This window comes from Cecembia calidifontis (assembly GCF_004216715.1).
In the GTDB taxonomy this organism is placed as follows: domain Bacteria; phylum Bacteroidota; class Bacteroidia; order Cytophagales; family Cyclobacteriaceae; genus Cecembia_A; species Cecembia_A calidifontis.
Genome location: NZ_SGXG01000001.1, coordinates 418169 through 442088 on the forward strand (window position 1 = coordinate 418169; position 23920 = coordinate 442088).

Below are 23920 nucleotides of genomic sequence, written 5' to 3' on the forward strand. Positions count from 1 at the left end.
AAATTTCCTGACAATTTGTGCCAGGGATGAGGCAGCTCCAAAGGATATCCCTTATTTTAGATGTCCCAAAATTCAGGAGTTTGTATGTACATTATTTTTGATACCGAAACCACAGGATTACCCAGGAATTATGATGCCCCAATGGAAGATTTGGACAACTGGCCCCGCCTGGTCCAGATTGCCTGGCAGCTCCATGATGCCAAGGGAAAACTGATTTCCAACCATAATTATATTGTCAAACCAGAGGGCTTTACCATTCCATACAATGCGGAAAAAGTCCACGGCATCTCCACAGCAAGGGCGACCAAAGAAGGCCATGACCTGGAAAAAGTACTTCAGGTTTTCAATGATGATGTGGAAAAGGCCCAATACCTGGTAGGCCATAACATCGGCTTTGACATCAATGTGGTAGGTTCAGAATTTCTTAGAAAGCAAATCCCGATGAAATTGAGGGAGATGCAGGAACTGGACACCAAAGACCTTGCCACCGATTTTTGTGCCATCCCAGGAGGCAAGGGCGGTAAATTCAAATGGCCCACCCTAACCGAACTACATCACAAACTTTTCGGCAACGGTTTTGCTGATGCCCATGATGCCGCCTATGACGTGGATGCCACAGCAAAATGCTTTTTTGGGCTTATCACCCAGCAAGTCATCAAACCTGAGCCCGGGATAAGTTCAACAGAGGTAATTTATGAGGCCCCAAAATTGGATGTTGCAAATTTTGCCGCAGCCAAAGATGACACCAAAGCTGCAGCCAAAGAGATCCTCAAGGCAGCAGGGACAGCGGACATTTCAGAAATGGTGGACATGCCTTTTTCCCACCTCCATGTCCACACCCAATATTCGGTACTGCAGGCCACTTCTGAAATCCCCTCTTTGATTGCTCTGGCCAAAGAGATGAATATGCCGGCGATTGCTATAACCGATCACGGCAATATGATGGGAGCATTCCATTTTGTAAGGGCTGCTTTGTCTGCTAACATAAAACCTGTTATTGGTTGCGAATTCAACCTTTGTAGAGACAGAACCAACAAAAGCACCAAGGACGATGGTTTCCAGACTGTACTCCTGGCAAAAAATAAGAAAGGCTATCATAACCTGGCCAAATTGGCTTCTTACGCCAATATTGAAGGGTACTATTATGTCCCCAGAATAGACAAGGAATTGCTGGTACAGTTCAAAAGTGACCTGATTGCCACAACGGGAGGCCTTTGGGGAGAAATCCCCTATCTCATTCTCAATGTGGGCGACACCCAGGCCGAAGAGGCTTTTGTTTGGTGGAAAGAACAGTTTGGGGAGGATTTTTATGTGGAACTCAACAGACATGGCATCCCTGAAGAGGAAAAAGTAAACGAGGTATTGCTACAATTTGCCGAGAAATATGGTGTAAAATATTTTGCGGCAAACAACACCTATTACAATCAAAAAGTAGATGCTAAAGCGCACGATATTTTGCTTTGCGTTAAGGACGGGGAACTTGTAGAAAAGCCCAAAAAATATGTGGGCAAGCGGGGCAGGGAATTCAGGTTTGGTTTTCCAAACGATGAATTCTACCTCAAAAGCCCGGAAGAAATGAAAAAGCTTTTTGCAGATCTTCCTGAGGCCATAGCGTGCACCAATGAAATTGTAGAAAAAATCGAGACCTATAAGCTCCAAAGGGATGTATTGCTTCCAAAATTCGACATTCCGGATGAGTTCAAACATCCTGAAGACGAAATTGACGGGGGTAAAAGAGGAGAAAATGCCTACCTTAGACATTTGACCTACGAAGGAGCAAAAAAACGCTATCCGGTGATTACCGATGAAATCAGGGAAAGATTGGACTTCGAACTGGAGACCATAGAAAGGACCGGTTACCCGGGCTACTTTTTGATTGTGCAGGACTTCACAGGTGCCGCAAGGAAAATGGGCGTGTCCGTAGGTCCGGGAAGGGGTTCTGCCGCAGGATCCGCCGTAGCTTATTGCATAGGGATCACCAATGTGGATCCCATTGCTTATGACCTGCTATTTGAGAGGTTCCTCAATCCCGATAGGGTTTCCCTTCCCGATATTGATATTGACTTTGATGATGAAGGACGCCAAAAGGTAATCGATTATGTGATCAATAAATACGGGTCCAATCAGGTGGCCCAGATCATCACCTATGGTACCATGGCTGCAAAATCGGCCATCAGGGACACGGCAAGGGTGCTTAACCTTCCCTTGTCAGAAGCAGACCGATTGGCGAAATTGGTTCCTGACATCAAGCTCAAGGCTTTGTTTGACCTTTCCAAAGACAGGGCCAAGCTGTCGGAAAAACTGAAAGGCAACGGAGAAGACCTTACCAAAGCGGAAGAATTGATCCGGATTTCCAAAGGACAAGATGAGCTTTCCAAAACCATCAACCAGGCCAAAATCCTGGAGGGATCGGTAAGGAATACCGGTATCCATGCCTGTGGGGTGATTATTACACCGGATGACATTACCAACTTTGTCCCAGTAGCACTGGCCAAAGATTCCGACATGGTGTGTACCCAGTTTGACAACTCCGTAGTGGAAAGTGCCGGACTACTCAAGATGGACTTCCTTGGCCTAAAAACCCTGACCTTGATCAAGGATGCTGTTAAAATCGTGAAGGAAAGACATGGCATTGAGCTGGATCCGGACAATTTCCCAATTGATGATGCCAAAACATACGAACTGTTCCAAAGAGGCGAAACTGTCGGCATCTTCCAGTACGAATCTCCCGGTATGCAGAAATACATGAGGGAATTAAAACCCACTGTTTTTGCTGACCTTATTGCCATGAATGCTCTCTATCGTCCGGGGCCTTTGGAATACATCCCTTCTTTTATCAAAAGGAAGCATGGTCAAGAACCCATTACCTATGACCTGGATGATATGCAGGAATACCTGGAAGAAACCTACGGGATTACAGTTTATCAGGAACAGGTAATGCTTTTATCCCAAAAACTGGCCGGTTTTACCAAAGGTGAGGCAGACGTGCTCCGTAAGGCCATGGGTAAAAAGCAAAAGGATGTCTTGGATAAAATGAAGCCAAAGTTTATAGAACAGGCTTCTGCAAAAGGACATGATGCCAAAAAACTGGAAAAAATTTGGAAAGACTGGGAGGCATTTGCTTCTTATGCCTTCAATAAATCCCATTCCACCTGCTATGCATGGGTCGCTTATCAGACCGCCTATCTCAAAGCACACTACCCTGCTGAGTACATGGCCTCTGTACTGAGCAACAACATGAACGACATCACGCAGGTGACATTCTTTATGGAAGAATGCAAGCGTATGGGAATATCAGTTTTGGGACCGGATGTCAACGAATCCAAAAGTGGATTCACTGTGAACAAAGAAGGTCAGATCCGGTTTGGAATGGCCGCCATCAAAGGTGTAGGGGAAGCCGCTGTAGAGGCCATTGTGGAAGAAAGGGAGAAAAACGGGAAGTACAGCAGCATTTTCGAATTCTGTAAGCGTGTAAATAGCAGGGCCCTGAATAAAAAATCACTGGAATCCCTGGCTATGGCAGGAAGCTTTGATTGCTTCCCTCAGCACCATCGCCGACAGTATCTCGAAGCTCCTGAAGGGGATGTTACCTTGTTGGAAAAGGCGGTAAAATATGCCCAGAAAGTACAGCAGGAATCAGAAAGTGCTCAGGTAAGCTTATTTGGAGGAGGATCAGGAATGGAAGTTCCGCTTCCATCCGTGGCAGCTATGGAGCCATTCAGTCAATTGCAGGCTCTAAATATTGAAAAAGAGGTAGTTGGCCTTTATATCTCAGGACACCCCTTGGATCAGTTCAAGGTAGAAATGGAATCCTTTACGAATACCCCGCTGCCTGAATTCTCAGACATGGAAATCCTGAAGAAAAAAGGAGATATCAAGGCTGCGGGAATGGTTACCAGTTTTGCCCATAGGACCACCAAAACGGGTAAGCCTTTCGGTACACTTACCATGGAGGATTACCACGGTGGGCATACATTTTTCCTTTTCGGTGAGGATTACATCAAGTACAAAGAATACTTCATGACCGGTTGGTTCCTGTACCTGACAGGCTCAGTCCATCCAAACAAATGGAAGGAAAATGAGTTTGAATTCAAGATCAACAACATGATGTTGCTCAGTGAAGTCAGGGGAAAATTGATCAAAGGGCTCAGGGTAAACATTGATCTGGATGACCTAAGCTATGACCTGATGGAAAAGCTGGAAGAGATTACCAAAAAGTACAAGGGAGATGCCAAGCTGTACATCAATGTCATCGACAGCAAAGAAAACATCACCTTAGACCTGATGTCAAAACGCTACACGGTGGATCCTTCCAATGAAATGATCAAGGACCTCGGACAAATCCCAGAGGTGGTTTATCAGATCATTTGATGATTATGGAATTGCGGCAGGCTGGAATAAGACACCTTGAAAACCAGCATGCGGTTTGTAGAAATATTCAACCTGATTTGGAACTATTTACCGGGAATTTAAATTTGGATAGTATATTTGAAAATCAAGCATAAACAAAATTATCAATACGATGGCAAAAGCAATTGAAATTACTGACGCTAACTTTGAAGAAATATTAAAATCAGACAAGCCTGTACTGGTGGACTTTTGGGCAGAATGGTGCGGTCCTTGTAAAATGATCGGCCCAATTGTGGAAGAATTGGCCGGGGATTATGAAGGCAAAGCAGTAGTCGGCAAAGTGGATGTGGACTCCAACCCGGCAGTGGCTTCAGCTTTGGGAATCAGAAGTATCCCAACTTTGATGTTCTTTAAAGGAGGTCAGATCGTGGACAAGCAAGTAGGCGCAGTTCCTAAAGCTATCCTTGCTCAAAAATTGGATGCAGTTCTTTAAGAAAATACGATAAAGCAAAACAAAATCCCGAAGCGAATACTCCGGGATTTTTGTTTTTATAACACCTTGACCTTGATGCTTCTGTAATAAATGACACTCTCGGGGTCATGGGCCTGAATGGCAAATGTACCTTTGTCTATTCTTTTTTCGCCGGCATTGGCTGGTCTGTTTTCATCTTTAGACTCCACATATTCCATTACCGTTTCCCCGTTCAGCTTTACCGTAACATGATCTCCTTTGACAATGATATGGGTAGTATACCATTCCCCATCTTTGACATAAGTTTCTCTCACATCATTGAAGGCATAAAGGCTTCCTGATTTCCTCCAGTCCCCATGGGTCTGATTCACCTGAACTTCATAGCCTTTATCTGGCCATCCCTTTTCCTGATAAGCAGTGTGAAAAAATATGCCCGAGTTGGCTTTTGGCATGGTCTTCAACTCCACCATCAATTCAAAATCCTTAAAGACTCCCCCATTGACATCACCCATATAAAAAGCATGGGCACGCGGGCCATCAATTTTGATAATGCCATCTTCCACTGAAAACGAAGATGGATTTTCTGCAATTTTCCATCCATCCAGATTTTTTCCATTGAATAAAGATATCCATCCGTCCTGGGCACGGACTGCCAAGGACAAGGATAATAACAACATAAAGGCGAGTAGTTTTTTCATTTAAATTGTTTTTAGGTATATGTTAATTGGTTTGTAAGATTCTATTCAATGGCTTTTCATTCCTCATTCTTCATTCCAACCGAAATCCGACTTCCCCTACTCTCTTACCAAATGCGAAACCCCTCCTGATACAATAAACTTCATCACGTCTGCACTTCGGACATTTTTAAGTACTCTTACGTTCTCCCTAGGTACCAAAAAGAGGTTCCCGGAAAAATTATAACTATGGGGAAAATAAATGGCCACCAACCCCTCTTCTTCAATAACACTAAGGTCTTCCTGGGTAATAAACCCCAATCTCGAGATATTTTCCGACAATCGCACAATGACAGGCGCACTGAATTTCTTTTTATCGCCTACAAATGCAGACATCAAATCCTTGATGCTGGTGTAAAGGATGTTGATCAGTGGGATTTTAAATACCCCTCTCTCAAACATTTCAAACAAGGGCTTCGTGATGAATATGCTGGCCAAAAAACCGATAAAAGTCACGAAGGAAAGCATGATCAATATCCCCAAACCCGGTATAGGAATGTGGAGTATCCCGTCTAAAAACTGAATAATGAGCCAAATCACATAAATCGTCAAAGCTATGGGGACAACAAAAAGTAGCCCACGAAAGAAATAGGTTAAAATTCTCCTGTAAGTAAACGCCATGGTTCAATTAATGCCTAAAGCCAATTAAATGTACGAAAGAAAAAAATAACTGAGGCAAGTTTTATACAGCTAGTAATAAAAAGTGGTCAAATTCCCATTTGACCACTTTTATCCTCTACAAAACGTTCAACCAAACACTAAAAAAAGCCTATCCCGGGTATCAGGATCTTATCCCCAAAAATATCCTTTGATAGGGACAAGTTAAGTAGATTAATAATCCAAAAAAATCCCCTGAACAGGGTAATTTTCAGTAAGAATCAATGATATCCTGGGAAATCAGCCTGTAAATCTCCGCCACCTGTGCATTATAGTTAAGAAACTGGTAGTGTGCATCCAAAGTATTGAAGTCAGATCGGATGGCCGGACCTGTCTGTGCCTTTTTAGCGCCAAGTTCGAGACTTTTGCTGATGGTTTCTATAATAAGGGGTTTCAGCATCTCATAATCCAGCCCTTTTCTTGCCATAATTTCCTCTGCTAAGCGGAGCATATGGTTAGAAAAATTGCTTGCAAATACTGCTGCAATATGTAATGCCATCCTGTCTTTGGACTTGAGAATATATTGCATAGGAGAAAGGCTTTTGGCCAATTTTTTAAGTTTCTGCAAGGTAGTGCCATCTTCTGACTCAAGTAAGAAGGGAACATCCTCAAAATTGATTTCCCGGTCTTTGGAAAAAGTCTGCAATGGGTAAAAAATCCCAGTGTAAGAGGCAGAACTGTACCCCAGGATATCCAGGGAAACCGCTCCTGATGTATGTACCAAAATACCGTCCTCAGGCAAAATCACCTCATCGGCCAACTCGGAAATAGCCTGATCGCTTACTGCCAAAATAAAGATTTCCGCCTCGGAATCTGAAAAATCCAGATCAGTTTTTGCTTCCGTAGTGTATAGCCTTTTGGTAACCTGCTGCACTTTGCTGAGATCCCGCCCATATACTTCAGTCACTGTATGCCCAGCTTCTTCCAGAGCAGGGGCAAGATGCCAGGCAACATTTCCTGTTCCTAATATTGCAACTTTGAACTTCATGGCTGAAAGATAAAAGATTTTTGACCGATTCTAAAAGCCAACAAAAAACCCCGGAAAATATCCGGGGTCTTGGTATTGAACGTGTTAATATTCCAAACCTTTGTCACGCATTTTTCTGAATTCATCATATCTCCTGTAGATGGCCACGCAGAAACCAAACAACATGATGATGGTTCCAGCCCACAGGATATTGATCTGTGGCTTGATGATGGCTTTCAGCACCACGTAATCTTTCTGGTATCGGTTGACCTTGAAAGAAAATTGATTGGATTCAGGCAGAATATTGTCAATTTCTACTTTTACCCCAAGTTCATTGTCAATGGCCGGGATTTTTCCAACCTGATTGCCACGGATAATAAAAATGGGCTCAAGCACCTTTTCCACATCATAGTCCATGACCACCAATCTGGCTTTCACTGCTACATCCCCATCCCTGAGATCCACACCTTCAATCTGGTTCAGGACCTCTCCGCCCTGGAATTCGGTGACAAAATCAGAAATATAGAAGGTCTCGCCCGGTGAAACTTGAAAGAACTCATCTTCCCTCCACTCAGGATCTTCATAATCATTGATTGCCGACACGAAAGTATAAAGGTCTTTATCAATAAATCTTCTGGAATCCGGCGAAGAAATCAATCCCATACTGGTGTTGAATTGGGACATAGGGTTCAGGGTAAACTGGTATTCATCCCCTTTATAATAGTCAATTTGAAAATAATCGTTTTCCTCTAATACAATAGGCACCCTATCTCCCTTCTGAAAATAAGTCTTACCTCTGTAAACGATATCTCCCAGGGCTATGGCCTCATTGACATTATCGGTGGATTTCAGCAAATTAACATTTACCAGACCTGGAACACCTTTGACTTTTTTCTGCCTACCTCTGTAGATGGCCGTATATTCTTTGATCTGTGTAGGCTTATTGATCCACAGCAGCACATGTTCCTTGTTCAGCTCGTCCTCCCAACTATTGCTGTAAGTCAAACCTGACATGTTGAATGAAATTACCTGAGAATAACCAGAGGAAAACATCACTCCGATCAGGATCATCCCTAAGCCAATATGCGCCAAAGAGCCCCCCGCCAACTTGAAAGTTGATTTTTTGACCAAACGATATAGGATAGTAGCATTGGCCACTATGGTAAAGGTGCTCGCCAACACCACCACGATATAGGAGATGTCATAAACCTTGCCCAATACAATAATTATTGCTGAAAGTATCACGGCGACTACATAAGGCACCACCAATGCCTCTCTCAGGGCTTTGGCATCCATTTTATTCCACCAGAAAAACTGTCCCACCGCAGTCAACAAAGCAACCACCACAGCAAACCAAAGCTGGAATTTGGTGTAGAAGCCAACCTGATCTGCTGGCGGTGCCATATTGGAAATCCCTCCAAACATTTCTACTATAGCATTCCATACAGGAATGGAAGTTGGAAGAATCACCTGAAAGGCCATCAAAGCCAAGGTAATCGCCCCAATAAAAATCCAAAACTCACGGGAATACACAGAGGCTTCCTTCTCAGAAGAAGGGATATTTTTCCAGTGCTTTGCAGCGAGATATACAGAAACAGCCAGGAAGAAAAGCATGTAAATCAAAAGCTGCCCGGAAAGCCCCAAATCAGTAAACGAGTGAACAGAAGAATCTCCAAGAACACCGCTTCTCACCAAGAATGTAGCATAAAGCACCAAAATGAAGGTTGCAATGATCAAAACTATGGATGACTTCAAAGCCGTGCTGCTTTTCTTAAAGGTAATCATGGTATGGATACCTGCCACCAAGATCAGCCATGGAACATAAACCGCATTTTCAACCGGATCCCAGTTCCAATAACCACCGAAGTTCAAAGTGACATAAGCCCAATAAGCCCCCATAATGATACCCATTCCCAAAACCATGGCCGAAAATTGGGCCCATGGAAGTGCAGGACGTACCCACTCTGTATATTTTCTGGTCGCCAATCCTCCAATTAAGAAGGCAAAGGGTACCAAGGTTGTAGCATAACCCAAGAATAAGGTAGGCGGGTGGATGACCATCCAGATATTTTGCAACAATGGGTTCAAACCTGTGCCATCTTCGGGGACAAAATCAGGATTTATCTGAAAAACCGGAGCGCTTACAGCATCCCTCAAAAGGATAAATGGAGAGCTTCCGATTTTTAGATCACCAATTACTACTCCCAAAATCATGGAAACGAGGAATGCCTGAACCAGGGCAAATACCACCATCACAGGTCCTTCCCATGCTTTATTTGTCCTGATCAAAACCAGACCCAACAACACATTCCATACAATCCAAAGGATAAATGAACCCTCTTGACCTTCCCAGAAACTGGAGATCATGTAATGTACAGGAAGGGCCTTGGAGGAATGGGAATAAGCATAGAAATATTCAAAGCGGTGGCTGTAAATGATTTCAAACAATGCCAATGCAATGGTAATCCCGGCTGCTGAATGGACGTAAAATGCCAACCTGCTGAACCGCTGCCAAGTTTTCTTTTCGAGTTCAGGTACTACAGTATACTGGTAATAGCCAAAGGCAGTAACCAAGGAGCTTACAAAAGCCAAGATAACCGCGAAATGGCCCAAATTACCTATAAAGGTATTTATCATGTTCTTTTTTGATCAATAAGATGTTAAGAATTACATACCAGCAGTGCTGACCTCATTTTCCTGGTATTTGGATGGACATTTCATCAGGATCTTGTCCGCAACAAACAAATCTTCATTTTTATAGGAGCCGATTACCACTACCTGTTCAGCCCTGGCAAAATCAGGGGGTACGGGCTCATTATAGAATACTTTTTGTTCTGTACCGTCATTATCCACCATCATGAAATAAAATGATGTCTTGTCTGGATTGACCTCAATCCCTTCTACCATACCACCTGCATTTTTCTTAAGCTCTCCCACCACATGGATAGGCTTATCTTCTCCCCTCATTTTCATGGCTTTGGCTGTTGCAAAACTTTCATAAGTACTCGCATCACCGATCATGGAGACGATAATAATGATGGCCACTGCAATAATCCCAAGCCCTATTAGATGTCCTTTTTTCATATTGTATTCATTTAGCCTTTTTCTGAAAAAGAATTGTAGAGGTTTATTATTCCTGTAACAACTTCTCCAGTTTGGCGACTTTTCTGTCTGTATTGATCACATAAACCAAAATCCCTGCAAATACAATCGCAATGATACCCACCAGCACATATATTTTTCCTTCAGAACGCATCACATCGGCCATTTCTACCCGAGAATTCTGATAATCCGCTTCTGTAATTTCAATTTTCTCCTGTGCTACAGCCTGAAGGCTAAATACCAGGAAAAAGATCACTAACCATTTTTTCATTTAGTTTTCCTATTTATGTCAGAACAGTGTTGACTTCAAAGGTTCCTTTTCTCAGGAAACCTGATTGATCAATCTGTCTTCAATTTTTCTTTCCGCTCTTCTTAGCCTTACACGTACAGAACTTATCCAGGTTCCCAAAAGTGTCCATCCGATAATAGCCGGATAGAACACCAAACGCAATTTGCTATCAAGGTCATAAGCATTAAAACCCGGATTGCCTCCGTTTCCAGGGTGCAGGCTATCAGTCAGTCTGGGCAATACAAATATCAATGGAATAAAGGCCGCGAAAGCAAAGATGTTGTACACTGCTCCTATTCTGGCCCTTTGATGAACATCCGTCAGGGAGTTTCTCAATATCAGGTAGGCAAAATACATCAAAAGACCGATTGCAGAGGCGTTTTGTTTGGGATCACCTGACCAATAATCCCCCCAGGTAAATTTTGCCCAGAGCATTCCGGTCAAAATACCCAAGACTCCGAACAAAATCGCCGCATTGGTGAATTCCACAGCCAGGTCATCATACCTTAGCTCATTGGCCCTGAGGTATTTGACACTGTACACCACAGCCACTACTAACATGATAATCATCCCAAACCACATGGTGACATGGAAATAAAGGGCACGGATGGTTTCATTGAGGATGGGCAATCTGGGCACATCGAAAAGAAGTCCTGCTATCAGGGTGTAAGCCAGTAAGGCAATAGCAAGGATTTTCCACCAACTCTTTTTCATTTGAAGATATTTGCTAATTCAAGTGCAAAAATAAGCTATAAGTTCCTGATTCCTGCGCTTTTTATGACATAAGTTAACGAATGTTTTCCCGGCAGATGCAAAAGGGGCTTTTTGAAAGAATAATCATTGGGAATTCGGCCTGTAAAGCCACCAGAAAATTCTTTTTCCTAAAGATCAATTTTGACCGCTCGCCTTTAATAAAACTGCTGAGAATTCAAACAAATCCGGAGCAGTAAAAACCAAGGGCTGTTTTCTATTGCTCATAAAAACCTCCACTATACCCTCACCGAGCGATAGGTGAACGTCTTCCACCTGCCTTATGGGATAGCTCCTGATATTGCGGCCCTCATGAATTTCTACCACCCGGCTGCTAATTCGGATTATACCTTCCATATCCAATTGATATCCCTTCGTTTTATACCTTACCCTATTGGCCTGCCAAGAATCCAGCACCCTTAGCACCAACAGCCTCCCTTCTCCTTCAAAATAGGGTTTTTCTCCGGCCACCAAGTCTCTGGAAAAGCTTTTCAATGGAAGTTCTTCCTGCTGTATTTGGCGGAGCATCCGAAAACTATCGATCAGTTTACGCTCCTGTTGGATTTCATCAGCAGGGATAGACCAATTGTCCTCTATGGACTCAATGAATTCATTTTCGGAATCTTCCAATTGGTGGTCAGCCAGGACGCTGTGTACCACTTCATTATAGTGACCTAATGCCAAGGATAATGCTTTTTCCCGATCGATGGGCAAAAACATCACGAGGTTTTCTAAAGGAATTAATTGACCATCTCGCACCTGATTTTCCAGCCAGGCATCTAAGGTATGTATTGCCAAAAGCCTCAGGTCATTTTGATTTAGGCCTTGACTGTTTTGAATCCAATTGGCCTCAGTTTGCTGATCGGCACTCAGGCCCTGTAATGATTCTAAGGACTTTTTTAGATTTTTCTGCCTCAGCTTACCCAAAATAAACCAAGTAATCATCAGGGCTCCGGTCAGAAGCATCATCAACTTAAAAATCATGGCAGTACTGAAAATACCAACCAGTAAAGCTGATAAACCTAAATACAAATAGATTTTGCGGTCTGAGGAGAAAAGGGGCTCAAGTACCAGCTTTTGGCGGGTAAGATCCATGATCTTATAGGTGAGGCCTGTATCAGAAAACATTTCCTCTTCCAGGCTTAAGTTAGAAGTTTTGCCCTTTGAGGATGAGGTTGATTTATTCCCTATGGGAAGGTTTTTCCGATAATACAGACCATGCCTGCCCCCATGAACATAAGTTCTTCCCTGAGAATTGATTCCTATGCGTGCACCGGTCACCCCGGCAGAAATCCCCAATCCGCTTTTGGATAGATTGACCCTCAAAGGACCAAAATTGAAACCTTTTCGTAAATAAAATCCCATCTATACCCCAATAAAAGATAAAAGAAATATCAAAAAGTGGGTACGGAAAGGATAGGATTTTGGTTTGGATTAAATATCGAATTCAAACATTTTATCGACTGAATCAGTAAATTTCTAGCCTTAGTTCATCCCCCATTCACCATTCTTCATTTTACACTTTAACTCCTCCACAAATAGGGGAACAAGATATAAGCCGTAACAGCAACAATAGCATTAATAGCCAAAAGGGTAAGGACCTTATCTACACTGACCGCCCAATCCAAGCCATCAACTGCATTTTTGGAAACCCTGATAGCCATCAGTAAGATGGGGATAATCACAGGAAAGCTGAGAATGGCCATTAAGGTGGCATTGTTGCTCGCTTTGGAAGCGATACCGGAAACCATGGTCAGGCAGGCAGAGAAACCCACTGAACCCAAAAGTAAATTGAGCACAAAAAGTCCCTGGTCCTGAACCGGATTCCCGAGAATCACACTGAAGACCAAATATCCCAACATGGCCAAAACCAAAGTCAAAAGCGTATTGTACAGCATTTTGGAAATGATAATGGCTTCTGGCGAGGCTATCATGTAATAATACAATTGCCTGCCCTGATGTTCCTGAACGAAACTTTTGGCCACCGCATTAACCGATGAGAAAAGAATAATGATCCAGTACAGGGCGTTCCAGGTGGGCACAGCAATATTCCCCTGCTTGGCCCCCACACTGAGGTAAACAATGAAAACTGCCGAGACCACATACAACAAAATCCCATTCAGGGCATATTTTTGCCGCCATTCAAGGGTGAGTTCTTTGATAATAAGAGTTTGGATCTGTCGGAACATGGGACAAAGATAGGGGAAATTGACCTTATTGTACCAAGTAGCATATACGAAGTACAAAGACTGCCAAAATGACATTTTTTATCCTTTGGAACAGGCCTTGATAAGGATATATAGTCAAATTTGTTAATCTGTAACTAAACCAAATATAGCTATGCAGGAAAAAGGTACCATCTCGATACATACCGAGAACATTTTCCCGATCATCAAGAAGTTTTTATACTCTGACCATGAGATTTTTCTCCGTGAATTGGTCTCCAACGCGGTAGACGCCACCCAAAAAATCAAAAGATTGGCCCAGCTTGGACAGTACAACGGGGAGCTTGGAGATCTGACTGTGGAGGTGTCATTTGATAAAGACAAAAAGACCATCACCATTTCGGATAAAGGCCTGGGGATGACAGCTGAGGAAATCAAAAAGTACATCAACCAGATCGCCTTCTCTGGAGCTACTGAATTTGTGGAAAAATTCAAAGATGCCAAAGATGCCAATGAGATCATCGGAAAATTTGGTCTGGGATTCTACTCTGCCTTCATGGTAGCCAAAAAGGTAGAAATCAACACCTTATCCTATCAGGAAGGAGCTGCTTCTGCCAGGTGGACTTGCGATGGTAGCACGGAATTTGAAATTTCAGCAGGTGACAGAAAAACCAGGGGTACAGATGTCATCCTGCACATCAATGAGGATTCAGAAGAGTTCCTCGATAAGTGGAGACTTCAGGGCATCCTGGATAAATATGCCAAATTCCTTCCTGTGCCGATCAAGTTTGGCACCAGAACAGAAAGTGTGGAAGATGGCGTGGATGATAAAGGAGAAAAGAATTGGAAGTCCGTGGAAGTGGACAACATCATCAACAACACCAGCCCCATCTGGACCAAGTCTCCCAATGACCTGAAGGACGAGGATTACCTTGCATTCTACAAAGAGCTCTATCCTTTCAGTGAAGATCCATTATTCTGGATACACCTGAATGTGGACTATCCTTTCAACCTCACGGGGGTACTTTACTTCCCTAAGGTGAAAAATGATTTTGAATTGCAGAAAAACAAGATCAAACTCTTCAGCCGCCAGGTATTTATCACTGATGAAGTCAAGGATATTGTTCCTGAATTTTTGATGCTGCTGCACGGAGTGATTGATTCACCGGACATTCCTCTGAACGTATCCAGAAGCTTCCTGCAGTCCGACTCCAATGTGAAAAAGATCAACAATTACATCACCAAAAAGGTAGCGGACAAGTTGGCAGAACTCTTCAAAAAGGACAGAAAAGCCTATGAGCAGAAGTGGAATGATATCGGTCTATTTGTGAAATATGGCATGATCAGTGAAGAAAAGTTTGCCGAAAAAGGCAAAGACTTCACCCTTCTGAAAAACACCAAAGGAGAGTTCTTCACTTTGGCAGAATATAGGGAAAAAGTAAAAGCCCTTCAGACCGACAAAAACGATCAGGTCGTTTACCTCTACGCTACCGATGTGGCCAAACAAGACGCATTTATCCAATCTGCCAACAAAAAAGACTACGATGTCCTGGTAATGGATTCACCTATTGACAACCACTTTATCCAGCACTTGGAGATGAAGGAAGAGAAAACTTCCCTGAAGCGTGTGGATGCCGATGTGGTGGACAAATTGATCCAAAAAGATGCTGGCTACGCCAATCTCCTGAATGAGGAGCAATCCAAAAAGGTGAAGGAAATCTTCGAGAAAGCCATAGACAACAAGTCATACACAGTGGAAGTAGAAGGTCTGAGCCCCGAAGAAATGCCGGTGACAGTGACCATGGAGGAATTTATGCGCAGGATGAAAGAAATGGCGCAGATGGGAGGCGGCATGGGCTTCTATGGCGCTATGCCGGACAACTACAAAGTCGCCATCAATGGCAACCACCCCTTGATTGACAAGATCCTGAAAACAGAAGCCGAAGAAGATCAGACCAAACTGGCCAAGCAGGCATTTGACCTGGCGCTCCTGGCCCAGGGCTTGCTGACCGGCAAAGACCTGACTGCTTTTGTGAAGCGCAGTGTGGAATTGATTTAAAAATCAGTAACCCTACCACCCTCCAAGAGTTCCTAACCCTTGGAGGGTTTTTTAATTAAAGACAAAAGAAAGCAACAGTCACAAAAGCCTTCACTGGGACTTTTTCCCTTAAAATTCAGACAGTTATGACTTTGCCGTAAAAAATTTTAGCTTAAAACTTGACAACCAAGTCGTTTTTTTTAATTACAGACAAATTAGTTTTTACCGGTAAACTTTTAATTCGCCATGTTCAAGTCATAAATGCAACGCCTAATTTTTTCATTAGACATTCGATAGGACTAAGATAATTAAACTTTCTTATTGGCCTGTTATTGATTTTGGTTTCTATATTTTGGATCTGTTCCCGAGAGATTTGATTGAGGTCAGTACCCTTTGGCAGGAAAGCCCTGATAAGTCCGATTCTGTTTTCCACTGTTCCTTTATCCTGTGAAGTGTATGGTCTTGTAAAGAATGTTGGGATATTGAATTTATCTCTGATTTTATAATGGTTTGCGAATGCCATATCATTATCGAAAGTGATTGATTTGAAGAACGAAGCACCAATTCTCTGTATTCTCTTTGCTATTTTCTGTTCAATGATATCTGCATTTTTACCATCAAGTTTCTCTATGGTAGTAACCAAGGTTGCCCTGTCCACCAGTACCAAAAGAGCTGATTTGTGGTTTTTCCCCATCATAAGGTCTACTTCAATATCTCCTATCCTTTGTCTTTTTTCAACTACAGGAGGCCTTTGGTCAATTGGAACTCTCTCCCTGATAATTCCTCTGGTATGCCTGTAATTACCTCTCTTACGCTTTCTTTTACCATGCCGGAGATTCTTGTAAAGCTCCCTGTCCCTTCGGTATCTCCAATGGCTACTTTTTTTGGCAGTAAATATCCAGTTGTAGAGTGTCTCATGACAAACCCCTTCTTTACCTTGTTTCTTCCAGGTGACCGATATTAGCTCTGGGCTCAATTTGTCAACAACAAGGAATTTGCGGGCCTCTTCTTTAAGGGACTCGGTAAATTTGATTCGCTTTCTCTTGAGTCTATGTCTTTCGTCTGTACGGTTCTGGGCAACTGCAGCCTTATATTCACCGCTATAACGGCCCCTCTTGCCGGTATTTCTTTGAAGTTCTCTGGATACAGTACTTTTGTTGACACCGATAATCGCAGCGATTTTGGTCTGGGAAGTTCCGTTTCTAAATAAAGCCTCTATTTGGTACCTTTGTTCCTGGCTGAGATGTTTAAATTTATTCATGACAACACAAAATTAATATTTTCAGCCTAAGGGAAGGAACCCAGGTTCCTTCCCTTAAACCCTTAGTGTTGCATTTATGACTTGAATATAGGTTCACGCTACCAAAGGTTGGTAGTTTTTAACAAAACAAAATTATTTTGGGAGGATCAACCAAATAAGTAGAGAATTGAGAAATTTCGTATTAGCTGAGGTTACTTCAACCTCAGCTTTTAATCTGAAATGTTTATGAAAAGATTCATATTAATCACTTTATGTTTTTTATCAGGAATATTTTTAACTGCCTGTAATGATAGATCGGAGTTAAAAGACGATAAAACAAACCAAATCCATGAGGATATTGTATTCCGTTTTCAGGAAAATTTTTCGCCAATAGCTCCAATTGTTTCATTTGATTTTGTAGGAAATGAACGCTTAGTAGTAATTACCGAAAAAAACCAGCTCATACTCTATGATAATTCTGGAAAACAAAGCAAGATAATTGATATCCATGGCGCTGGTCAATTTGAGATGATGAATCCCTCTATTGTAAAAAAATTTCAGGACCATTTTTTTGTATGGTGCACAGATTTATTAAAAATAGTACAATTTGATAATGAGGGAAATCCAGTTGATGAATACCTGGGATTTGACCATGCAATTAGAGATTTTTCTGTTTCAAAAGACCATATTATAACTTACATCCCTAACATCACGCATCAGCATTATATACAAGTGTTTCAAAAAAGTCCATTTAAGAAGGTAAAAGAATTTGGTTACGTGGAAAATGAGCAGGTTTTATTGAATTTTAACGCGTGTTCAGGAGCTATGGACATTTGGAATAATATGCTCTTATATGCTCCTTCCCATTCCTTAAGGATTCACAATTTGGATTTAGACCGCATGGTTGATGATAAGATTATTTTCTTGGAAGATGAAAAATTTAAAGTGGAAAAATTGGAACAAGATGCTAAAACTATAATGAACCAAGACAGGATTAAAGCACTTGAATACGGACTTAAAAATAGCATCTTAAAAGGGATATATATTTTAGATAATTTCTTTGTCTTGCTAGCAGAAGTCGGCCAAATTGAATTAAACAATTTTCAACCAATTTCTTTAGATAGAGAAGAATTGGTTTTGGTTCTTGACAGAAACTTCAACTTAGTAAAAAAAATTAATCTCCCATTTGAATTTAATAAACCCTGCAATCTAATCAGAAGCTATGATAACAACTATAATACTCCCCATTTGTTGGACCAAAAGTATCAGTTGCTAAGTTAATTTATTTATTTGTTAATATATCCTTAGTTGTCCTATTTCCCAAGGGGACCCTTGGGAATTAAGACAACTAACTTTTGCTTTATGCTGCTTTTTGGGTTGCCCCAAAATACCTTTCCCCGGGCTTCTCCCTGGTGGTATGATGGACCTTTTGGTTGTAATATTCAATATACTTTTTGACACCTTTGAGCAGGTCATAACCGTCCTCGCTTGGGTTCAGATAGATGTAATCATACTTGATCGACTTCCAGAACCTTTCAATATATACATTGTCCAAAGCCCTTCCCTTTCCGTCCATTGATACTTTGATATCCAGCCCTTCAAGGTAATTGATCCATAAGGCTGATGTGTACTGGCTTCCCTGATCGGAATTGACTATCTCTGGCTTACCATATTCTCTGATGGCCTCTTCGATTACCTGCTTACACCATTTGGCGTCCTGACTGTTGGATATACCCCATGACAGTATCCTTCTGCTGTAAACATCCATGACTGCGGTCAGGAACATAAACCCCTTCTGCATCGGAATGTAGGTGATATCGGTTACCCACACTTGGTTGGGTCTTTCAATCTTTAAGTTCCTGAGAAGATAAGGCCTGATATATTCACGCAAACCGGATTTGGTAAGGTTCTTCCTCCTGTAAAGGGTTTCCCTGCCCATCAGCCTGAAAAGCCTCCTGATGCGCTTTGGGCCGACAACGAAGCCCAGTCCTGTCAACAGATAGACCATCGACACAACGCCTTCAGTAGGGTGATCGGTAAGATGCCTGTCCATGATTCCCATAAGTTTCAGATTGACCTCGTTTTCCCCTTTTGGTTTGTAATATAGACTGCTTCGGGGAACCTCCAATACTTCACACTGTCTCCTTATAGACAGCCCCTTATAATCAGAACAAATCAATGTCGCCCGATCTTTCATATCCCCAGTTTCTTGCAGCTTTTTTTTAAAAAGTCATTCTCTACTTTTAGCTCTCCGATCTGGGCATAGAGCTGCTCAAGGGCAGGGCCTTCTTCCTTTTTCTTTGAATGCTCCTTTTCAAATACAGCTGACATATTATCCAAAAACTCACCCTTCCACTTGGATATAATCACAGGGCTAACATCGAACTTCTTGGACAATTCAGCCAATGTAAACTGATTCTTGATTGCTTCAAGGGCTACTTTTGCCTTGAACTCAGGAGAAAACTTTCGTCTTGTTTGCTTGTTCATAAGGTTAAATTTAAACAGTTTTTTTTAACTTAACCTCTGGTCTCAATTTTGGGGAGTATTATAAACCTATACAGAATAAAATTTGAGGAAGGTGAAAATGAGATGGAATATGTTTTCCTTAAATCCGCAGGGCGGATTTAAAAAAAGCCGAAAAAGTGGCTGAATTTATTCAATTCAGGCTTTTCCGGCTCGTTTTTTTTTCACTTATTTAGGTGTTACCACACATCCTTGATAAGCGGTATGAAAATTACGAATTCGACAGAAAAAATCACACCTTTCGGAGGTTTTAATTTTGTTTTTAACTCTTTCAAAAATTCTGGTCTCCCAGAACTCATTGATAATCAATTGGGGGTTAGAGCCTTAAGGGGAGGGTTTTCATACAGTGACATTTTCGCCAATCATATGGCTATTTTCTTTAATGGTGGCGACTGTACTGAAGATATCAATGTTCACTTGAGAGACGCACTTGAACAGGTCCCTTCATTTTCAGTATGCAGTGCCGATACAATTCTGAGAGGTATCAAAGAGCTTGCTGTTGATACAGAACTCTTTATAAATCCGTCCAGTGGAGTAAGCCATGAATTTAATATCAATGGAAAACTCAACAGCTTGTTGTTAAAATCAGCTTGTAAGACCGGATTACTCAAGTCAGGTGTTGCTTACGACCTCGATTATGACAACACCGTCATTCCAACTGAAAAGTACGATTCAAAAAAGACATATAAACACGTCTATGGATATCAGCCAGGTGTAGCTTCCATAGCACATCCTGAATTTTCACAGGCCATTCCTGTGTACGTAGAGGGCAGAAATGGCAACAGTCAGGCCAAATATTTGCAGGCTGATACACTTACACGCATGTTTGGGCAGCTTACCAATGAAAATATCCGTATCGGAAGGTTCAGAGCCGATTCAGCATCCTATCAGGAAGAAGTTCTCCGCACACTGGAAGCACATACCGAAAGCTTTTATATACGGGCAAACAGATGTGCCAAACTGGATAATATCCTTGGAAGTATAGCCCCTGAGAAGTGGCAGAAAATACGTTTGGGTGTACAGGAAATGGAAGTTACTGACCTATCCGACTACAAACCTTTCGGTAAAGACAGGTCTTACAGGCTGGTCATTACCAGAATCAGGCGTAAAGACGGGCAGGCAGATGTGTTTAGTGGAGATGCATTTACTTACAGGGCTATTCTGACCAATGAACATACATCGTCCAATGAAGCTGTTGTAAGGTTTTATAACGCCCGGGGTGCAAGCGAACGCTTGTTTGATGTACTCAACAATGACTTTGGCTGGTCTAAGTTGCCCTGTTCGTTCCTTGCAGAGAATACCTCCTTTATGCTTATGACGGCTATGTATGCCAATTTTTACACCTATATCATTGGAGAGTATTCCAGAAAAGTTGATTGGCTTAAGCCTACCGACAGGCTCAAGAAGTTTATCTTCAGATTTATCACTGTTTCAGCCAAGTGGATAAGAACGGGAAGAAGAGAAGTGCTCAAACTGTTCACGAGTAAGGATTACAAGCCGATTTTGAACTAAATTCAGATAAAAACCCCTCAGGAGCTCAAAAAATAAAGATTTACAGGGAAGAGGTATGCCTTTTCCATTAAAATTGAGGAAAAAAACCGTCCATTTTATCCTCAAACCTAAAATCCATTGTCTCAAAACTATGAACACTCTTCAATCAAAGGGAAGAAATTCCCGAACTAGACCAAAAATGAACACAAACAAGCAGATTCAAATCTCCAAACTAAAATCCTGCGGATTTTAGGGTTTTATTAAAAATTCATTTTTAAACCACTGAAAATTTTAACATTATAGCATCAAGCCCATCGGAAGAAAATACCTACCTCTGGTTTAGCTTGATGTTTGAACATTAAATAAAATTCTATGAATCTTTTGTTACCATTTATCACTTATGAGTGTCATAAAGGAAAAGCTAAGTCCGTTCAAAAAGGGACTATGACACAAACTGTGTAAGTTGGTTTCACTACTTACGAAGTTAAAGTTAAACCTCGAAATTCTCTGTGTGATTTAGAAGAAATCGCACAGGGAATTTGAGGAACCCGCGGTAGGCGCCCCCCGGTCTGTGTGTGGACAATTTCTTACCTTTATAACACACAGATTACAAAAATGAAAAAAGAAGATCTCCTAAATGATGACTTCCTCAAGCAGTTCAGGACTGCCGGGGAGCTTAATTCCTTCCTTCAACAGCTTCAGAAAAGAGCCGTTGAGAAAATGCTTGAAGGCGAGCTGGATGCCCATCTTGGCTATGAAAAGCATCAGAATTCCGATAATCCCAATTCAAGGAACGGCTATTCCACCAAAACAATAAAAAACACATTTGGGGAAGCTGAAATCAGAGTCCCAAGAGACAGGGACGGCAGCTTTGAGCCTGCCCTTGTGCCCAAACGCAGAAGCATGGCGGAGGGCGTTGAAAACGTGATCATTTCCATGTATGCCAAGGGAATGTCAAACCAGGACATCGAAGAACAGATCCGGGAGCTTTATGACATCAATGTTTCCTCCTCCACCATCTCAAGGGTTACCGGTGCCGTAGCGGAGGATATTGTTGCATGGAGAAACAGGCCGCTTGACCCTGTATACCTGATCGTTTGGATGGATGGTATATCCTTCAAAGTCAGGGAGAACTCCAAAGTGGTCAACAAGACCGTTTATATTGCCGTTGGCCTCAGAACTAACGGCCTTAAAGAGATCCTAGGCCTTTGGCTTGGCAAGAATGAATCTTCGGCTTTCTGGATGGGGGTACTCACCGACCTGAAAGCCAGAGGGGTTGAAGATATTCTCATAACGGCAACTGACAACCTGAACGGGTTTACTGATACGATAAAAGCTTCATTCCCCCAATCAGTCACTCAGATATGTGTCGTCCACCAGATCAGAAACGCATGTAGATATGTCGCATGGAAAGACCGCAGGGCGTTTACAAGGGATATGAAGGAAATTTATACCGCCCCTACAAAAGATGCTGCTTGGGCTGCCCTGAACGATTTTGCCAAAAAATGGGAATCCAAATACGCTTATGCCATCAAAAGCTGGAGGGACAACTGGGATGAACTCACCGTTTTCTTCGATTACCCGGCTGAAATCCGTAAAATCATCTATACCACCAACCTGATTGAAAATCTCAATGGAAAGATCAGAAAATACACCAAAAACAAGCTCTCTTTCCCGACAGATGATGCCGTAATGAAGTCTGTTTTCCTGGCTGCAAGAGAAGCATCGAAAAAATGGACTATGCCTATCAGAGACTGGGGAGCTATTCTTAACAGTTTCCTGCTTATATTTGGTGATAGGGTCAGGCTTCTTGATACCTGACAATAAAACCATAATTTGAAGTTTACACACTTATCGGGATAGTGTCTTCAAAAATGGAGATTATTTAAAACTCAGAAATTTAAACTCTTAAAGCTACTCAGTATTTAAATTAGAATGGATTTTTAATTTGACGAGTACCGTTTTATCTTCTTTAAGTTTTTCTTTATATTTTTCGTAGAAGGAAATAATTTGAGAACTAGGATAATTGGTTCGTATCTCATTCTCACGTTCTTTAAAATCGTTATATAAGTCAATGGATCTTGTCATAAAAACAACAGATTCTTCATCATAGGACCATGGAATAGTTCGTATTTTCATCAAATCCAAATCATTCTTAAAACTTTTTACCTGTTGAATAACAGTAAAATCATTATCTAGCCAAACAAAATGCCACACTTTATTTCCTTGAATAAAAAAAACAAAATAACCACTCCTAAAAGGGAAAAAACAAGTGATCATTTCTACAAGTTGATGCTGTTCCACAAAATTCCGTTTTTCATATCCACGCCCCAATCTGGCATGTTGTGATGAAGAAATATTTGCTGCTCCAAAGTCAAATTCAAGAACCTTAACCATCTTTCCTAACTCATCAAAAATTGCCACATGGTAGGTATATGGAATATTAAAAAATATTAAATTTCTAAAACTGTCTTTTTGAAACCCATGATTGGAAAGCAATTTGAACCCAAGAATATTTTGGTCTACCTGATAATATCGTTCTAAAATATTACCCTTATAATCAATTTTTGCAAAGTTGTAAGCCTCATTATTTTCCAAATAATAAATTCGAAAAAATGGATGATAAAAAAATTCAGCAGATTGTAATTTGAATTTTTGCTCACCTAAAACCTGACCTTTCAGATCAAAAAACAACAATTTTTTGAGAACATTATCTTTAATGATGATACTGTCACCATGAACGAAAAAATCTTCTATATGTGAAAACTCCATTGGGCCTTGCCCTAAAGACTTCAATGTAATATGCCTATTCCCAGAATCATTAAAAATATGGATATTATCCATAACATTGTCACTCACCAAAATTAAATCCGACTTAAACGAAATTTTATAAGGATTAACGAGAGGTAAAGAATCTGAATCATCCAAAAATACATAATTTATTTCCTCAAAAAACTCAGAAAGCATAAGACTTTGAGAGTCTTTTGGGTCTATTCTTATTGAAGTCAACCCGGAAGGATTTTTACCTGAACAAGATCCCAAAGTAGTTAAAACTACAGCAATTACAACTTGAAATAAACCACCTTTCATAGGAAATATTAAAAAGAAATGGCTACATTTTATATAATGCAGCCAATAAATA

19 protein-coding genes are annotated in these 23920 nt (G+C 41.4%); 6 read left to right on the plus strand and 13 right to left on the minus strand.

Annotated features, from left to right (window positions below):
* Nucleotides 1-84: 84 nt before the first annotated feature.
* Together dnaE and trxA are read left to right on the plus strand one after the other, a co-directional pair.
* Nucleotides 85-4371, plus strand: a complete 4287-nt coding sequence (gene dnaE / locus BC751_RS01860) for a DNA polymerase III subunit alpha (RefSeq protein ID WP_130274066.1) — start codon at nt 85-87, stop codon at nt 4369-4371.
* A 151-nt stretch (nt 4372-4522) separates the two neighbouring features.
* Nucleotides 4523-4843, plus strand: a complete 321-nt coding sequence (trxA, locus tag BC751_RS01865; protein WP_106566830.1) for a thioredoxin — start codon at nt 4523-4525, stop codon at nt 4841-4843.
* Nucleotides 4844-4899: 56 nt separating this feature from the next.
* Here the strand turns inward: trxA and BC751_RS01870 are convergent, their stop codons facing one another.
* The 9 genes from BC751_RS01870 to BC751_RS01910 all read right to left on the minus strand — a co-directional run bounded on the left by BC751_RS01870 (nt 4900) and on the right by BC751_RS01910 (nt 13510).
* Entirely contained in the window at nt 4900-5520 is a 621-nt protein-coding gene (locus tag BC751_RS01870) for a 3-keto-disaccharide hydrolase (protein WP_130274067.1), read from the minus strand.
* Nucleotides 5521-5616: 96 nt separating this feature from the next.
* Nucleotides 5617-6177, minus strand: a complete 561-nt coding sequence (locus BC751_RS01875; RefSeq protein ID WP_130274068.1) for a DUF502 domain-containing protein — start codon at nt 6175-6177, stop codon at nt 5617-5619.
* Nucleotides 6178-6424: 247 nt separating this feature from the next.
* A complete protein-coding gene (locus tag BC751_RS01880; RefSeq protein WP_130274069.1) occupies nt 6425-7201 on the minus strand; it encodes a Rossmann-like and DUF2520 domain-containing protein in 777 nt (258 codons plus the stop codon).
* Nucleotides 7202-7285: 84 nt separating this feature from the next.
* The gene (locus tag BC751_RS01885) at nt 7286-9817 is read right to left on the minus strand and encodes a heme lyase CcmF/NrfE family subunit (protein WP_130274070.1); all 2532 of its coding nucleotides are present in this window, start codon (nt 9815-9817) and stop codon (nt 7286-7288) included.
* A 30-nt stretch (nt 9818-9847) separates the two neighbouring features.
* On the minus strand, nt 9848-10264 hold the full coding sequence (locus tag BC751_RS01890) for a cytochrome c maturation protein CcmE domain-containing protein (RefSeq protein ID WP_130274071.1): 417 nt from the start codon (nt 10262-10264) through the stop codon (nt 9848-9850).
* Between the two features lie 46 nt (nt 10265-10310).
* Nucleotides 10311-10553: a CcmD family protein gene (locus tag BC751_RS01895; protein WP_207226827.1), complete on the minus strand. Its 243-nt coding sequence runs from the start codon at nt 10551-10553 to the stop codon at nt 10311-10313.
* 51 nt (nt 10554-10604) lie between these two features.
* Entirely contained in the window at nt 10605-11285 is a 681-nt protein-coding gene (gene ccsA / locus BC751_RS01900) for a cytochrome c biogenesis protein CcsA (RefSeq protein ID WP_130274072.1), read from the minus strand.
* A 174-nt stretch (nt 11286-11459) separates the two neighbouring features.
* Entirely contained in the window at nt 11460-12686 is a 1227-nt protein-coding gene (locus tag BC751_RS01905; protein WP_130274073.1) for a DUF4236 domain-containing protein, read from the minus strand.
* A 158-nt stretch (nt 12687-12844) separates the two neighbouring features.
* Nucleotides 12845-13510, minus strand: coding sequence for a heme exporter protein CcmB (locus tag BC751_RS01910; RefSeq protein WP_130277466.1), 666 nt, complete (start codon nt 13508-13510; stop codon nt 12845-12847).
* A gap of 151 nt (nt 13511-13661) precedes the next feature.
* On the opposite strand from BC751_RS01910, the gene htpG reads away from it, so the two are divergent.
* Entirely contained in the window at nt 13662-15545 is a 1884-nt protein-coding gene (htpG, locus tag BC751_RS01915; protein WP_130274074.1) for a molecular chaperone HtpG, read from the plus strand.
* A 229-nt stretch (nt 15546-15774) separates the two neighbouring features.
* Here htpG and BC751_RS01920 read toward each other — a convergent pair whose 3' ends face one another.
* Entirely contained in the window at nt 15775-16785 is a 1011-nt protein-coding gene (locus BC751_RS01920) for an IS30 family transposase (RefSeq protein ID WP_130273814.1), read from the minus strand.
* Nucleotides 16786-17010: 225 nt separating this feature from the next.
* Between BC751_RS01920 and BC751_RS01925 the strand changes: the two genes are divergently transcribed.
* Nucleotides 17011-18045, plus strand: a complete 1035-nt coding sequence (locus BC751_RS01925) for a hypothetical protein (protein WP_130274075.1) — start codon at nt 17011-17013, stop codon at nt 18043-18045.
* Between the two features lie 79 nt (nt 18046-18124).
* On the opposite strand, the gene BC751_RS01930 is transcribed toward BC751_RS01925, so the two are convergent.
* Both BC751_RS01930 and BC751_RS01935 read right to left on the minus strand, forming a co-directional pair.
* A complete protein-coding gene (locus BC751_RS01930; protein WP_130273825.1) occupies nt 18125-18961 on the minus strand; it encodes an IS3 family transposase in 837 nt (278 codons plus the stop codon).
* Complete coding sequence (locus BC751_RS01935; RefSeq protein WP_130273826.1) at nt 18958-19251, minus strand: transposase; 294 nt, start codon at nt 19249-19251, stop codon at nt 18958-18960. Before BC751_RS01935 ends, BC751_RS01930 begins: the two co-directional genes overlap by 4 nt.
* Nucleotides 19252-19491: 240 nt before the next feature.
* Between BC751_RS01935 and BC751_RS01940 the strand changes: the two genes are divergently transcribed.
* Together BC751_RS01940 and BC751_RS01945 are read left to right on the plus strand one after the other, a co-directional pair.
* Entirely contained in the window at nt 19492-20799 is a 1308-nt protein-coding gene (locus tag BC751_RS01940; RefSeq protein WP_130273823.1) for an IS1380 family transposase, read from the plus strand.
* Nucleotides 20800-21393: 594 nt separating this feature from the next.
* Nucleotides 21394-22599 carry an IS256 family transposase gene (locus tag BC751_RS01945; RefSeq protein WP_130274032.1) on the plus strand — a complete coding sequence of 402 codons (1206 nt, stop codon included), beginning with the start codon at nt 21394-21396 and terminating at the stop codon, nt 22597-22599.
* A 93-nt stretch (nt 22600-22692) separates the two neighbouring features.
* On the opposite strand, the gene BC751_RS01950 is transcribed toward BC751_RS01945, so the two are convergent.
* Entirely contained in the window at nt 22693-23868 is a 1176-nt protein-coding gene (locus BC751_RS01950) for a 6-bladed beta-propeller (protein WP_130274076.1), read from the minus strand.
* Nucleotides 23869-23920 lie beyond the last annotated feature (52 nt).

Excerpts from the sequence above, each read along its gene's own strand:
- BC751_RS01940 (WP_130273823.1), top strand. The coding sequence starts at position 19,492 with ATGAAAATTACGAATTCGACAGAAAAAATCACACCTTTCGGAGGTTTT.
- BC751_RS01875 (WP_130274068.1), bottom strand. The coding sequence starts at position 6,177 with ATGGCGTTTACTTACAGGAGAATTTTAACCTATTTCTTTCGTGGGCTA.
- BC751_RS01920 (WP_130273814.1), bottom strand. The coding sequence starts at position 16,785 with ATGAATAAATTTAAACATCTCAGCCAGGAACAAAGGTACCAAATAGAG.
- BC751_RS01925 (WP_130274075.1), top strand. The coding sequence starts at position 17,011 with ATGAAAAGATTCATATTAATCACTTTATGTTTTTTATCAGGAATATTT.
- BC751_RS01885 (WP_130274070.1), bottom strand. The coding sequence starts at position 9,817 with ATGATAAATACCTTTATAGGTAATTTGGGCCATTTCGCGGTTATCTTG.
- htpG (WP_130274074.1), top strand. The coding sequence starts at position 13,662 with ATGCAGGAAAAAGGTACCATCTCGATACATACCGAGAACATTTTCCCG.
- BC751_RS01950 (WP_130274076.1), bottom strand. The coding sequence starts at position 23,868 with ATGAAAGGTGGTTTATTTCAAGTTGTAATTGCTGTAGTTTTAACTACT.
- BC751_RS01935 (WP_130273826.1), bottom strand. The coding sequence starts at position 19,251 with ATGAACAAGCAAACAAGACGAAAGTTTTCTCCTGAGTTCAAGGCAAAA.
- BC751_RS01945 (WP_130274032.1), top strand. The coding sequence starts at position 21,394 with ATGAAAAAAGAAGATCTCCTAAATGATGACTTCCTCAAGCAGTTCAGG.
- BC751_RS01870 (WP_130274067.1), bottom strand. The coding sequence starts at position 5,520 with ATGAAAAAACTACTCGCCTTTATGTTGTTATTATCCTTGTCCTTGGCA.
- BC751_RS01905 (WP_130274073.1), bottom strand. The coding sequence starts at position 12,686 with ATGGGATTTTATTTACGAAAAGGTTTCAATTTTGGTCCTTTGAGGGTC.
- BC751_RS01880 (WP_130274069.1), bottom strand. The coding sequence starts at position 7,201 with ATGAAGTTCAAAGTTGCAATATTAGGAACAGGAAATGTTGCCTGGCAT.
- BC751_RS01895 (WP_207226827.1), bottom strand. The coding sequence starts at position 10,553 with ATGAAAAAATGGTTAGTGATCTTTTTCCTGGTATTTAGCCTTCAGGCT.
- BC751_RS01930 (WP_130273825.1), bottom strand. The coding sequence starts at position 18,961 with ATGAAAGATCGGGCGACATTGATTTGTTCTGATTATAAGGGGCTGTCT.
- BC751_RS01890 (WP_130274071.1), bottom strand. The coding sequence starts at position 10,264 with ATGAAAAAAGGACATCTAATAGGGCTTGGGATTATTGCAGTGGCCATC.
- ccsA (WP_130274072.1), bottom strand. The coding sequence starts at position 11,285 with ATGAAAAAGAGTTGGTGGAAAATCCTTGCTATTGCCTTACTGGCTTAC.
- BC751_RS01910 (WP_130277466.1), bottom strand. The coding sequence starts at position 13,510 with ATGTTCCGACAGATCCAAACTCTTATTATCAAAGAACTCACCCTTGAA.
- dnaE (WP_130274066.1), top strand. The coding sequence starts at position 85 with ATGTACATTATTTTTGATACCGAAACCACAGGATTACCCAGGAATTAT.
- trxA (WP_106566830.1), top strand. The coding sequence starts at position 4,523 with ATGGCAAAAGCAATTGAAATTACTGACGCTAACTTTGAAGAAATATTA.